Source organism: Veillonella parvula (genome assembly GCF_048309325.1).
Taxonomy (GTDB): Bacteria; Bacillota; Negativicutes; order Veillonellales; family Veillonellaceae; genus Veillonella; species Veillonella parvula_T.
Map to the genome: position 1 here is coordinate 95940 of NZ_DBFBTX010000001.1, position 14161 is coordinate 110100.

10 protein-coding genes are annotated in these 14161 nt (G+C 41.1%); 8 read left to right on the forward strand and 2 right to left on the reverse strand.

The features are described 5' to 3' along the window. The first annotated feature begins 8 nt into the window (after nt 1-8). From ACMKPP_RS00435 to ACMKPP_RS00465, 7 genes are all read left to right on the forward strand, one after another. On the forward strand, nt 9-3056 hold the full coding sequence (locus ACMKPP_RS00435; protein WP_004698503.1) for a coiled-coil domain-containing protein: 3048 nt from the start codon (nt 9-11) through the stop codon (nt 3054-3056). A 349-nt stretch (nt 3057-3405) separates the two neighbouring features. Continuing rightward, a complete protein-coding gene (locus tag ACMKPP_RS00440) occupies nt 3406-4356 on the forward strand; it encodes an aspartate carbamoyltransferase catalytic subunit (protein WP_156696979.1) in 951 nt (316 codons plus the stop codon). Beyond that, nucleotides 4340-5626 carry a dihydroorotase gene (locus ACMKPP_RS00445; RefSeq protein WP_270279366.1) on the forward strand — a complete coding sequence of 429 codons (1287 nt, stop codon included), beginning with the start codon at nt 4340-4342 and terminating at the stop codon, nt 5624-5626. Before ACMKPP_RS00440 ends, ACMKPP_RS00445 begins: the two co-directional genes overlap by 17 nt. After that, nucleotides 5626-6693 (forward strand): glutamine-hydrolyzing carbamoyl-phosphate synthase small subunit, encoded by a 1068-nt coding sequence (carA, locus tag ACMKPP_RS00450; protein ID WP_008715755.1) that lies wholly within the window; start codon nt 5626-5628, stop codon nt 6691-6693. The genes ACMKPP_RS00445 and carA overlap by 1 nt, the downstream gene beginning before the upstream one ends. A gap of 1 nt (nt 6694) precedes the next feature. Continuing rightward, complete coding sequence (carB, locus tag ACMKPP_RS00455; RefSeq protein WP_418369137.1) at nt 6695-9895, forward strand: carbamoyl-phosphate synthase large subunit; 3201 nt, start codon at nt 6695-6697, stop codon at nt 9893-9895. A gap of 5 nt (nt 9896-9900) precedes the next feature. Beyond that, nucleotides 9901-10668, forward strand: a complete 768-nt coding sequence (locus ACMKPP_RS00460) for a dihydroorotate dehydrogenase electron transfer subunit (protein WP_004698480.1) — start codon at nt 9901-9903, stop codon at nt 10666-10668. Then, the gene (locus ACMKPP_RS00465; RefSeq protein WP_302943501.1) at nt 10668-11618 is read left to right on the forward strand and encodes a dihydroorotate dehydrogenase; all 951 of its coding nucleotides are present in this window, start codon (nt 10668-10670) and stop codon (nt 11616-11618) included. Before ACMKPP_RS00460 ends, ACMKPP_RS00465 begins: the two co-directional genes overlap by 1 nt. A gap of 188 nt (nt 11619-11806) precedes the next feature. Here ACMKPP_RS00465 and ACMKPP_RS00470 read toward each other — a convergent pair whose 3' ends face one another. Beyond that, on the reverse strand, nt 11807-12697 hold the full coding sequence (locus tag ACMKPP_RS00470) for a LysR family transcriptional regulator (protein WP_004695545.1): 891 nt from the start codon (nt 12695-12697) through the stop codon (nt 11807-11809). 195 nt (nt 12698-12892) lie between these two features. On the opposite strand from ACMKPP_RS00470, the gene ACMKPP_RS00475 reads away from it, so the two are divergent. After that, the gene (locus ACMKPP_RS00475) at nt 12893-13078 is read left to right on the forward strand and encodes a hypothetical protein (protein ID WP_004698441.1); all 186 of its coding nucleotides are present in this window, start codon (nt 12893-12895) and stop codon (nt 13076-13078) included. 23 nt (nt 13079-13101) lie between these two features. On the opposite strand, the gene ACMKPP_RS00480 is transcribed toward ACMKPP_RS00475, so the two are convergent. Further along, the gene (locus ACMKPP_RS00480) at nt 13102-13755 is read right to left on the reverse strand and encodes a YigZ family protein (protein WP_004698470.1); all 654 of its coding nucleotides are present in this window, start codon (nt 13753-13755) and stop codon (nt 13102-13104) included. Nucleotides 13756-14161: the final 406 nt, after the last annotated feature.

Here is a 14161-nt window from a genome sequence, read left to right on the forward strand (position 1 = left end):
AATAATATATGTTTTCCTATAAATCAAGATATTGTGTAGCTGCGGCTATGGCCGCCATGGCTGCCCTTACAGGCCATGTAGAAGCTCGTGATATAGATTTACAATCAATTGGATATTTTCAGTTTTCTCCGTTGCCACCATCGTTGGTGTCTCAAACGGATACATTGCTCCTATCAGATAGTCCTGAATATGTAGGACCTGTAGGAGGTACGTTAAGTGCAGGTACAATTAATGGCAATGGTCGTATCTATTTCTATCATGTAAATGAAATGGATTTACCTCACAAGATTGCTATCGTCTTAGAAAACCAAACGGCTTATCCAACTTCAGTACATGTCATGAGACAATTAAAATCTGTAGCTACACCTGATTATTTTGCAGCAGGTCGTGATTTGTCTCGAAAGGATTTGGAGCAACCTCTTAATGAAAGCCCAGATGCAAGACCATTATATTCTCTTAGCATTCCACCACAAGGGCGCCAATTAATCTTTAGTGACTTAGAAAATACACCGGTAAATCGAGATGCATTATTTACGGGTATTGTAGATATTAAAACAGAAGGGCCTATATTTGCGCGTGTTATGATGCTGCCTATGGGGATGGACCCCGTAGATGCGTCACATTGGGTGAAAAATCTTCCCATAGATGAAATACAATTGCGCGGTACCTATACTGGTGCTAAACGTAATATGGAGGTTGCTACACCATTCGACACCGCTTTAGGTGGTGCCTTTGTAGAAATTGGTAATGACCGAGAAGATACGTTTATCAATGGTGTAGACGAAATGCAAAATAAAGCATTTGTTCGAGATCGTGGTAACTATGGCGTATCATATACGCTAAAAATTCCTACTAAGGGTAATGAACCGTTTAGACTGTATTTTAACCCTCTTGGGGGACCTTATTCTGGTTCCTTTACGATAAAAACATTACATCAACAAGGTGCTAGAAGGGGACAGACAGATACACGGACTTATCACATTGGTGGTGCAGATGGTATTTCCGCATTAGGGGAAGGTACTATATTAGATAGCCGTCTTTTAGGGAACTATAATGCGGGCGATTTATTAACGTTAAACTTTATGCCAGCTGGTGCATCGAATTTGCCAATTCGTTTCTTGTTGATTCCTGAATCTCTTGCAAATCCACAAAAACATCAAACCATTGCTGTTAATGTACCGAAAGATGTTAAAGATATCTTAGGGCACCCAACTCAAGGGGGGACACAAATACCTGTAGGTCCTGTAGGGGGGAAAGATGGAGATAAAGGGACAGTAGATACTAAAAAATCTACTGTTGAAAGTCCAGCTAAACGGGCAGAAAAAATTGCTCATGAAGAAACTAAAAAGATGAGCGATAAAGCTGCAGCAGATGTAAAAAAAGAAGCGCAACTTAAAAAAGCAAAAGACGAGAAAGAAGCCTTAGCTCGTAAAAAAGCCGAAGAGGCTCGACTAGCTGCAGAAAAAGCTGAAATGTTGCGAAAGGCTGCAGAGGCCAAGCATGCTGAAATTGAGCGCAAGATGGCTGAAAAAGCCGAAGCAGAGCGTAAAGCAGAGGAAGCTCGAAAGGCGGAAGCGGCTCGTAAAGCTGAAATGGCACGTATCGAGGCAGCGAGAAAAGCGGAAGCGGATCGACTAGAGGCGGCTCGTAAAGCAGAAGAAGCTCGACTAGCAGCGGAAGCAAAACGTCTTGAAGAAGAACGTAGAATTGAAGCTGCTCGTATTGAGGCCGCACGCAAAGCGGAGGAAGAAAGAAAAGCGGCCGAAGCTAAGGCTCGCTTTGAAGCGCAACGAGCAGCAGAAAAAGCTGCTTTAGAAGCCAAAAAGGCCGAAGAGGAACGCTTGGCTGCTGAGGCTAGAGTTCGTTTAGAAGCACAACGTAAAGCTGAGCAGGAAGCATTGGAAGCAAGACGTGCCGAAGAAGCTCGTAAAGCAACAGAAGCGAAAGCTGCTTTAGAAGCACAACGTGCTGCCGAGCAAGCCGCTCTTGAAGCGAAGCGCCAAGAAGACGCTCGTAGAGCGGCAGAGGCTAAGGCTGCTTTGGAAGCACAACAAATGGAAGCAGCAAGAAAAGCAGAAGAGGCTCGTCGTGCGGAGGAAGCGCGTAGAGCAGAAGAAGCTCGAATTGAAGCGGAACGTAAAGCTGAGGCCGCTCGCGTAGCAGCAGAAGCAAAACGAGCAGAGGACGCACGCAAAGCTGAAGCAGCTCGAATTGAAGCAGCGCGTAAAGCTGAACAAGCTCGTTTAGCAGCAGAAGCACGTAGAGCAGAAGAAGCTCGGAAAGCAGAAGCAGTTAGACTTGAGGCACAACGTAGAGCTGAACAGGAACGTCTTGAAGCTGCGCGCCGTGCAGAAGAAGCTCGAATTGTTGCAGAGGCTAAACGTGCTGAAGAAGCGCGTAGAGCCGAAGAAGCTCGCCGCATAGAAGAAGCAAGACGTGCCGAAGAGGCTCGTAAAGCAGAGGAGGCCCGCTTAGCGGCAGAAGCTCGTAAGGCAGAGCAAGAGCGACTTGCTGCAGAACGAGCTGAAGCAGAACGTCAAGCCGCAGAGGCACGACGTATTGCTGAGGAACGATATAAAGCGCAACTAGAAGCAGAGCGTAAAGCTGAAGCTGCTCGTCAACAAGCGTTGGCTCAAGCTGAAATCGAGCGTAAAGCAAAAGAGCGTGCTGAAGCTATTCAACGTGTCCGAGATCAACAAGAGAGTGCTCGTCGTCGTGCAGAACTTGCACGTCAACAACTTGAAGCCGAACGTAAGGCTGCTCAAGCATCTAAGAGGACTCCTTCCTTCAGTGAACTTGATGATATTCATGGGGATACATCAAATGTAACTATTCCAAATGCTGTATCCATTGATGAGTTGACAAAACCTAGACCGACTGCATCTCAAAATACACGTCGTCGTGAGCAACGTCAACCTCAATTGTCGCCAAATCAGCAATATGTGCAGATAGATCCTGTAGCGAATGAGCCGCAACAAGATCAAATGCCATATACTCCACAAAATGAACAGCAAAATGATGAAGAAAACCCACCAAGATTATATCCATTAGGTTAAGACCCTTAATTTCTAAAAAAAATTTTAGATTAAAGTTTAAGATATAGAAGTGGATTAATAGCTGTTTAAATATAGAGAGGACAAGCAATTTTATATGCTTGTCCTCTTTTTAAAATCCATATGAATTTTGTGTTTTACATTGACTTTCAAAGGTGGATTCAGTACAATAAATAAAGAAATGCATATATGGTACGAGAGACCATTGCATAATACAATACCTTTTAATTTAGTCCAGAGAGGCTGAGAAAGGAATATAGTTGAAGTGCCCATAGGGGCTTCTTTGTGCAAACTATTTGACCTTTTGCCCTGGGCAAAAGGTCTTTTTTGTTACGTGAGTTAGGAGGAAATCATGGGACAAGTTAGCCTAAAAGGCAAAGATTTATTGGGTTTGCAAAATGTGTCACCTGAAGAAATCAAATTGATTTTAGATGTGGCAAAGAAAATGAAGAAAATCGTTCTTTCTGATGACAAGAAGGTTCCACTTTTAAAGGGGAAATCCATTATCAACCTTTTTATGGAACCAAGTACTCGTACCCGTAGTTCCTTTGAGTTAGCCGGTAAATACTTAGGGGCTGACGTAATCAATCTTTCTCCTAGTGGATCTTCCATGGGTAAAGGTGAAAGCTTCCGCGATACATTATTAACTATGTCCTACATGGGTACAGATGCTATCGTAATGCGCCACAGCGCAGAAGGTGCACCTTTATACGCTACGAAAGCCGTAGATCCGATTATCATTAACGCAGGTGATGGCGCTCATGAGCATCCAACACAAGCATTACTAGACATGTATTCTATCTTAGAGAAAAAGGAATCTATTGAAGGCTTAAAGGTGGTTATCCTTGGCGATATAATGCATAGTCGCGTAGCACGCTCCAATATTTATGGACTTACAAAAATGGGGGCTGATGTACATTTAGCTGGTCCTCGTACAATGGTATATCCAGAACTTGAAAAATTAGGTGTTACCGTACACCACGATATTCGTGAAGCCGTTGCTGATGCAGATGTGGTAAACGTACTTCGCATTCAATTAGAACGCATTCACTCTGCACTATATCCTACAAACAGAGAATATGCACGTATCTTTGGTATCAATAGCGATGTATTGAAATTAGCTAAAGACGATGTAATGGTCATGCATCCAGGCCCGATGAACCGTGGCCTAGAAATCGCACCAGATGTTGCGTATTCTGATCAATCAGTAATTCAAGAACAAGTGCGTAATGGCGTAGCTATACGTATGGCTGTATTGTACTTAACTATTATCGGAGGTGACGGTAGTGAGCTTGCTTATTAAAAATGGTACGGTAGTAAATCCGGCGAAAAAACAAAACGAAGTAGCAGACATTCTCGTAAAAGATGGTAAAATTGCAGCCATCGGTCAAAACTTAAATGCTGAAGGTGCTGAGATATATGATGCAACAGGTCTTATTGTAGCACCAGGCCTTATCGATATTCACACACATTTGCGTGAGCCAGGTCAAGAAGCGAAAGAAGATTTCCACTCCGGTACACAAGCCGCTGCTGCAGGTGGTTTCACACGTGTTGTAACTATGGCTAATACAAATCCTGTGGTAGATAATGCTGCGCTCGTAAGAGGGTTGCAAAAGCAAGCCGAACTTACTGGTGTTGTTAAGGTAGAATTTATTGGTGCTGTATCAAAAGGTCTTGAAGGTAAGGAACTTGCTGAAATGGGGGATATGGCAGAAGCTGGTGTAGTAGCTTTCTCCGATGATGGTCACTATGTAGAAAATGCTGCATTTATGCGTCGTGCTTTAGAATACTCGTCCATGTTTAATAAGATGGTTATCGACCATGCAGAAGATATTACATTGACTAAAAATGGCCATATGCATGAAGGTATTGTTTCTTATGAATTAGGTGTTATTGGTCGTCCTGCAGTAGCTGAAGATTTGGCTGTTGCTCGTGATATCTTGTTATCTGAAATGACAGGTGGTCATATCCATATTGCTCACGTAAGTAGTAAAAATACTGTAGATATGGTGCGCCATGCGAAGGCTAAAGGTCTTAATGTAACCTGTGAAGTTACAAGCCAACATTTGTCTTTCACAGATGAATACCTACGCGAATATAATCCAGCATTTAAAATGGCTCCTCCAATTCGCTCAGAAGATCATCGCCAAGCATTATTAGAAGGCTTGAAAGATGGCACAATCGATGCGATTATTACAGACCATGCACCACATGCATACGAAGAAAAAGACCATGAATTCTGCTGTGCACCAAATGGTTTTAGTGGCCTCGAAACATCTTTGGCAGCGGTTATTACAAATGCATATGGTCCTGATAAACTTAGCATTGATCAAGTTGTGTACTATATGAGTACTCGACCAGCTGAGTTGATGCACCTTGATGCAGGTGTTCTTGAAGTTGGTAAGCCAGCGGATATTACTGTATTTTCTACAACTGAAAAGTGGACAGTAGATAGAAATAAATTTTATACAAAAGGTAAAGTTAGCCCATTTGATGGTATGACTGTTACAGGTAAAGCTAAACTCACAGTAGTTGATGGCAAAATTGTTATGAAGGAGGGCGTAGTCTTATAATGAAAGGCAAGTTAGTTCTTGAAGATGGTTCCGTGTTTGAAGGTTCCTTATTAGGTGGCGCCCCAACGGTAGGCGAAGTTGTATTTAACACAGGTATGACCGGGTATCAAGAAATCTTGACTGACCCATCCTATGCGGATCAAATTATTACATTAACCTATCCTTTAATTGGTAATTATGGTACTTTAAATTCTATCACTCAAGGTCCTAAACCATATTGTAAAGGTTTTATTGTAGGTGAACTGTGTGACTTCCCATCTAACTGGCAAAATGAGGGGTTATTTAGTGAGTATCTTCGTTTGCACGGCATCCCTTGCCTTTATGATGTAGATACACGTGCGATTACACGTGTTCTTCGTAACCATGGTGTAATGAAGGGCGTACTCGTACGCTCTGATTACCCTATGGAAGATATTCAAAAATTGTTTAAACAAGACTTGCCAACAGATCAAGTTATGCGTGTAACTACAAAATGGCAAGGTATGCGTGGCGATAAAAATGCTGAATTCCACGTAGCGGTAATGGATTATGGTGTAAAGGAAAATATCCTTCGCTCTCTAGAAGCTGCAGGCTGTCGTCTTACTGTATTTCCTGCAGATGCTAAGGCTGAAGATGTGTTGGCAGCAAATCCAGATGGTATTTTTTTATCTAATGGCCCTGGAGACCCTCAAGATCTTGGCTATGCAGTAGAAGAAGTAAAGAAAATGTTTGGTAAGAAACCAATCTTTGGCATCTGTATGGGGCATCAAGTATTGGCACAAGCTTATGGTGGCACCACATTCAAATTGAAATTTGGTCACCGTGGTTCTAACCATCCTGTACAAGATTTACGTACTGGTCGGGTATATATTACATCTCAAAACCATGGTTATGCGGTAGATGATACTTCTTTGCCAGATTTCGTAGAAATTACACATCGTAGCGTAAATGATGGTACCGTAGAAGGTATGCGTCATAAAGAATTGCCAATCTTCTCCGTACAATACCATCCAGAAGCATCCCCAGGACCTACTGATAACCTATATTTATTTGACGAATTTGAAGACTTAATGAGAAAGGGAAAATAATATGACCTCAGAAGCAAAAAAAGTACTTGTAATTGGTTCTGGTCCAATTATTATCGGTCAAGCTGCAGAGTTTGATTATGCTGGTACACAAGCATGCCGTTCCCTTCGAGAAGAGGGTTATAAAGTAGTATTAGTTAACTCCAACCCTGCTACTATTATGACTGATACAGATATTGCAGACCGCGTATATGTAGAACCGATTAGTCTTGAATTCGTAACAGAAGTTATAAAAAAAGAACGCCCTTGGGGCTTGTTGGCTACATTAGGTGGTCAAGTAGGTCTTAATATGGCGGTACAATTGTCTGAAGCTGGCGTATTAGAAGAATATGGTGTAAAACTTCTTGGTACAACTCTTGAAGCCATTAAACAAGCCGAAGACCGTGAACTCTTCAAAGAAGCGATGAAGGAAATCAACCAACCGGTCCCTGAATCCGATATCTTTAACGATCTTGAAGAAGCAGTAGCCTTTGCTAATCGTATTGGGTATCCTATTATCATCCGTCCTGCATACACATTAGGCGGTACTGGTGGAGGTATTGCCCATAATGAAGATGAAATGTATGAAATCACACGTCGTGGTTTGAAACTTTCACCAATTCACCAAATTCTAGCAGAACGTTCCGTTGCAGGCTGGAAAGAGATTGAATACGAAGTAATGCGCGATAGTGCAGATAACTGCATCATCGTATGTAATATGGAAAATATTGACCCTGTTGGTGTGCATACTGGGGATTCTATCGTTGTGGCACCAAGCCAAACCTTGAACGATATTCAATACCAAATGCTGCGTACCGCATCTGTAGAGATTATCCGTTATTTAAAAATCGAAGGCGGTTGTAACGTACAATACGCTTTGAATCCAAATAGCAACGAATATATTGTTATCGAAGTAAACCCTCGCGTATCTCGTTCCTCTGCATTGGCATCTAAAGCAACTGGGTACCCAATTGCGAAGGTAGCAGCAAAAATTGCAGTAGGCATGACATTGGATCAAATTACAAATGCTGTAACCGGTGAAACTAAAGCATGCTTTGAGCCGACTCTTGACTATGTAGTAACTAAGTTTCCACGCTGGCCTTTTGAAAAATTCAACTTAGCAGATCGTACCTTGGGCACACAAATGAAGGCTACTGGTGAAGTTATGGCTATCGACCGCTCTTTAGAAGGGTCTTTGTTAAAAGCAATTCGTTCCTTGGAGATCGGTTTAGACCATATTGAGCTTAAGAAAATCGCTCATGAGTCTATGGAACAATTGATCGAACGTTTACATTTAGTAGATGATGAACGTATCTATGTTGTAGCAGAAGCACTTCGCAAGGGAATCAGTGTAGAAAAAATTCACTATATTACAAAAATTGATACATTCTTTATTGAAAAAATCAAAAACATTGTTACTGTGGAAAAAGCATTGGCTGAGCAAGGTTTAACAGAGGATGTATTGCGCAAAGCAAAACGTTATTCCTTCACTGATTCCATTATCGCTCGTTATGCTAATACAACTGTAGAAGATGTTCGTGCAAAACGTAAAGAATGGAATATTCTTCCAACATATAAATACGTAGATACTTGCGCAGCTGAATTTGAATCTAAAACACCTTATTATTACAGTGCGTATGCACAAGAAGACGAAGTTAAACCACTAGGCGAAAAATCCGTAGTGGTACTTGGTTCCGGTCCGATTCGTATCGGTCAAGGTGTAGAGTTCGATTACTGTTCCGTACATTCCTCTTGGGCCCTTCGTAAAGCGGGTTACCAATCTATTATGATTAATAACAACCCAGAAACAGTGTCTACAGACTTTGATATTTCTGACTCTTTATACTTTGAGCCATTGACTGTGGACGATGTTATGGAAATCATCAATAAAGAACAGCCAGCGGGCGTCATTGCTCAATTTGGTGGTCAAACGGCTATCAATTTGGCAGGCCCATTGGCAGAACGTGGCGTCAAAATCCTCGGTACATCCGTAGATAGCATCGATATGGCGGAAGACCGTGAACGCTTTGATGAATTGTTGGCGAAACTTGGTATTCCTCGCCCAGTAGGTGCTCTGGTAACCTCTGATGAAGAAGCACAAGAAGCAGCTAAAAAGTTGAAATACCCATTAATCGTTCGCCCTTCTTATGTATTGGGCGGTCGTGCGATGGAAATCGTATACAACGATAAAGAGCTTGATGTATACATGAAGGAAGCCGTAGTAGCATCTAAGGAGCATCCTGTTCTTATCGACCGTTATATGGTTGGTATGGAGGTAGAGGTTGACGCTATTTCCGATGGTACCGATGTATGTATCCCTGGTATTATGGAACAAATCGAACGCGCCGGTGTTCACTCTGGTGACTCCATGGCCGTTTATCCAGCTCAACATTTGAGTCAAGAATTGATTGATCAAATCGTTGATTATACACGTCGTATTGCAGTAGGCCTTAATGTTAAAGGTGTACTTAATATTCAATATATCGTGGCTGATGGTGAACTTAACGTAATCGAAGTTAACCCCCGTTCTAGCCGTACTGTACCGTTCATTTCTAAGGTTACAGGTATCAATATGGTAGAATGTGCAACACGCATTGCCCTTGGTGAAAGCTTAAAAGATTTGGGCTTGCCACTTGGTCTTGTACCTAATAAACCTTATGTAGCTGTAAAAGCACCTGTATTCTCCTTCTCCAAAATGGGGCTTGTGGAAATCGCCCTTGGACCTGAAATGAAATCTACTGGCGAAGTTATGGGGATTGGTCGTACATATTCTGAAGCTTTATTCAAAGCTATCAATGGTGCAAACATGCGTATTCCAGAGGATGGTACAATTCTCATGACAGTAGCAGACCGTGATAAAGCAGAAGCTTGTGAACTTGCAAAAGGGTTCATCGATCTTGGTTATCATATTGAAGCAACTGGTGGTACAGGTAAATACTTTATCGAACACGGTGTTGATTGTAAGGTGGTTAATAAAATCTCTGAAGGGGATGACAACTGTGCTGACCACATTCGTCAAGACAAGGTCGATCTTGTACTTAATACATTGACTGCAGGTAAACGTCCTGAACGCGAAGGCTTCCAATTACGTCGTCTCGCTGTAGAAATGGGTACACCTTGCTTAACAAGTCTTGATACAGCACGGGAAGTATTGCGTGTTGTGGCGAATCGTAAAGATGATGCTAACTACTCTGTAGAAGCGTTACAAGATTTTGAATTGGAGTAATAACCATGAGTGGCTATGTAGAACAGGGCGAAGTCGTTCGCAATGAGCAAATAGGCTCTGATGTGTGGATTATGGATATTCACGCACCAAAACAAGCAGTAGAAGCAAAGGTAGGACAGTTTTGTAATGTTCGCGTAGCGGACTCTACGGCGCCATTATTGCGCCGCCCTATTAGCTATGCTGGATTTGATGCCCGAAAGGGTACGATTACCCTTTTGTATCGCGTCGTAGGTAAGGGGACTGAGATTATGACACATCTCGTACCTGGCGATACATTAGATTGTTTAGGCCCTTTGGGCGAACCGTTTGTAACATCTAATAATATGCTTCTCATTGGCGGTGGCGTTGGTATTGCACCGATGCTATGTATCGCATCTCATTTGAAAGAAGGTGAAGAAGCACAAGTTATTTTGGGCTTTAGAAATGAAAGCGAAACCTTCTGGGCAGATTTATTTAAAGATACACCTGTTCAAGTCCACATCACTACTGATGATGGTAGTGTGGGCACAAAAGGTTTCCCTACGGCTATTATGCCTGACCTAATTAATGCTAATTCCTTTACTTCTGTCATGACTTGTGGTCCTACGCCGATGATGAAAGGCGTAGCTCAAGTGGCTAAAGAACTGAATGTGCCTTGCCAAGTTTCTCTTGAGGAGCGTATGGGCTGTGGTACTGGAGGTTGTTTAGGCTGTGCTTGTGATGGTGCAGAAGGTAAACGCTATAAAGTTTGTAAGGATGGTCCTGTATTCCCCGCTGAGGAGGTGTTCTTTTAATGCATGAACGCGATTTAAATAACACCGTTACGCCAAATCCAAAGCTTGCCATTGATTATTGCGGGATTAAGATGAAAAATCCTATTATCGCCGCATCTGGCACCTTTGGCAATGGCCCTGAGTATGCTGGGTATTTAGATCTTAGCAATGAGATAGGAGCTATCTCCGTAAAAGGTTTAACACCTAAGGGGCGTCACGGAAACCCTGGAACTCGTATTGCAGAAACACCATCTGGCGTATTGAACTGCATTGGCCTTGAAAATCCTGGAGCTGAACATTTTGTTAGAGAAATTCTACCAGAGCTTAAGAAATATGATGTACCATTGCTAGCGAATATGTCTGCGGGCACAATTGATGAGTTTGCTTGGATGGCAGAGACATTATCTGTAGATGGCATTGCAGGGTTAGAAGTCAACGTATCTTGCCCAAATGTAGAATGTGAAGGCATTGCTTTTGGTGTAGATCCAAAGGTTGTTGAATCGGTAACTAAAGCGGTTCGTAAGGTAACGGATAAACCTGTTATCGTTAAGCTTTCACCAAATGTAACAGACATTGTAGAAATCGCAAAGGCTGTTGAAGCAGGCGGTGGTAATGGAGTAAGTCTAATTAATACCTTGTTGGGCATGGCTATAGATATTCACCGTCGCAAGCCTGTATTGGGGAACACTTATGGTGGATTATCCGGCCCAGCCGTAAAACCCGTGGCTCTTCGCATGGTGCACCAAGTTTATAAAGGGGTAACTATTCCTATTATTGGTCTTGGTGGTATCATGACTGGCACAGATGCTATCGAATTTATGATGGCAGGGGCGCAAGCCGTTCAAGTTGGTACAGCTACGATGGTAGATCCAACAGCAATTTCACGTATTGCCCGTGAAATGAGCGAATATGTAGAACAATATAATCTTAACAGCATCACTGATATTGTAGGTGCTGTTCATCAAGTATAACAGAATCATATATACGGCGAGCTTAAACAACCATAAGAATTGTCGTTATATAGGATATGATACAAAAAGACCTAGTACATTTAGTACTAGGTCTTTTCTTATGTATTGAATTGGGGTCTATAATTACATAGATGCCAATTATATAGACTGTTAATGTCATAGTATGGTAATAATATGTATAATTATGATTATACATATGCTTTGTAGAAGTCAATAAATTGCTGTGCTACTGGGGAAAGTGCATGGCCTTTAAGTGTGATAAAAGCTTTTTTGAAATCCCCCGAGAATTCTGGTAATTTGATGCGGGCCATTTTGCGATGATTGATGAGTTCCTTAGCGTCCATTGGGACTAAAGAAACTGTACGTCCAGAAGAGGCCCACTCAATAGCTGAGCTTTTAGTTGTGGTGATAGCTACCGCATTAAGTTGCTCCATATCTGTTAAGCTAGATTGCATAATCATTCGGACAGAGCCACCAGAAAGGGATAGAGGACATTTTTTTATGTCTTCCCACGTGATGGTATCATGCTCACGATCTGTCCAGAATACATCACGGCGGAAAATAGCGTATAAATGCTCTTCTTGGGTAAGCAGAATATCGAATTTATCGATATCTACCATTTGAATATTGGCGATACCTAATTCGGCGCTACCGTTGATGAGTTGGGTCACTACATTTGTCATAAGTCCTTCATAAATTTCAAAATGGACAGATGGATATTTCATGGAAAAAGCTGGTAAATATTGCTGTACGATTGGCGTTGAACGAGATGCAGACGTCGCAATGCGTAAAGTACCTTCAATGCGTGAATTCAATTGTTGTACAGCATTATATGTAGATTCTTCAATAGAGCAAAGTTGTTGTGCTTTTTCATAGAAGATTTTACCAGCATCTGTTAATTGCAAGTTTGATCCTCGTTGGCCGCGTTTAATGTTGATTAATTGAGCCCCAAATTCAGCCTCTAAATATTTCAACTGCTTACTTAACGCTGGTTGTGTAATATGAAGAATCTCTGCGGCCTGTGTCATATTGCCCGTTTGAACAAGGGTAATAAAATTGTGGTAGTAAGATGTATCCATAGAATCTCCCTATTATACACATAATATGATAAATAAAAATTATAACGAACTAAGTAACGGTCATTTCACATTTAATAAAATGCTATATATACTAAATTCAACAAAGTAATAGAAAGTAAATTAAGTTTTAAATTATCTTTCTATACTTATCACAAATTTTGATATATAACAATAGTTAAGAAAGTAGGTACTACTATGGGCGTGGTAAAAAGAACATTAAGTCGAGCAATTCGTAATTGGGAAGCACGTAGATTAATGACGGCTCGTAATAAAATTAGCCGGAAAAAACAATTAGAACGAGTATGGCCTTATCCTATGACTAAGGAAAAACGTCGTGAACTCGGTCAAGGTATAGCCGGTTTAGTTAATAACGGCAATTAAAAGTTTGGAATCTACTAACTAGATTATTTATCTAGTGGTAGTACCACCTCAATAGAATCTAATACATTACAAGTAGCAGCTCCATGACTTATGTCTTGGAGCTCTTTTTGTATGCGCTCTACATCAGTAGGTGGTATTAGGATTGTAATGTCTACATATTCACCAAAGCTTGCTTCATAGTGTAATTTTTCATCCTGTACATATCTTTCTACTGCTCCATACAGTGAATAGTCAATCTTTGCTTGTAGCCGAGTTCGTGTTGTATGTAGTTCTTTAGGCGCAAGACGTAAGGTTTCCGCAACGGAGTGTGAATAGGCCCGAATCAAGCCACCAGCGCCCAATTTAATGCCTCCAAAATAACGTGTTACGACGACGGCTACATTGGTAATACCAGTCTTTTTGAGTACTTCTAGCATTGGTTTACCTGCTGTGCCTGATGGTTCTCCATTATCGGAAGATCGTTGTTGTTCTTGCTGTGGGCCTAATGTATAGGCTGTGCAGTTATGGCGCGCATCCCAGAATTCTTTATTGATGCGGCTTATAAAGGTTTGGGCTTCCTCTTCAGTCTTGCAAGGATATACTGTTGTTATAAACCGTGATTTTTCAACAACATATTCATGGCGAAATTCCTTTGCTACCGAAGTAAATTCCACTGTAGGGCTTACTGATTCAGACATATATTCACCTCCTTTGGAATCAAAGTTTATGTTTATTCATCATCACTTTATTATAATCTATTTATGAAGGCTATGTATAGGTAAAAGCGGTTAATTCCCTTATAAAAAAGAAATAGCCTCTATATTTGGTAGGATATTGACGTAATGAGAATTTATGTTATTATTAAATGTAGATATATGAGTAGTTAGTCATGTAATATGTTCATATATTGAAGTTTTAGAATATATTGAAACATTCTTAGTGAACGTGTTTATTGCTATTTTATTTACAATAGGATATATAGCTTTTTATAGATAGATGTTTAGACGTATATTTAAGTACATAAATACAAAATATAGTACGAATTTGTAATAATATAGTAAGTTGTAAGATAAGATATATCTACAGAGTAGAAAGGCCTGTGAA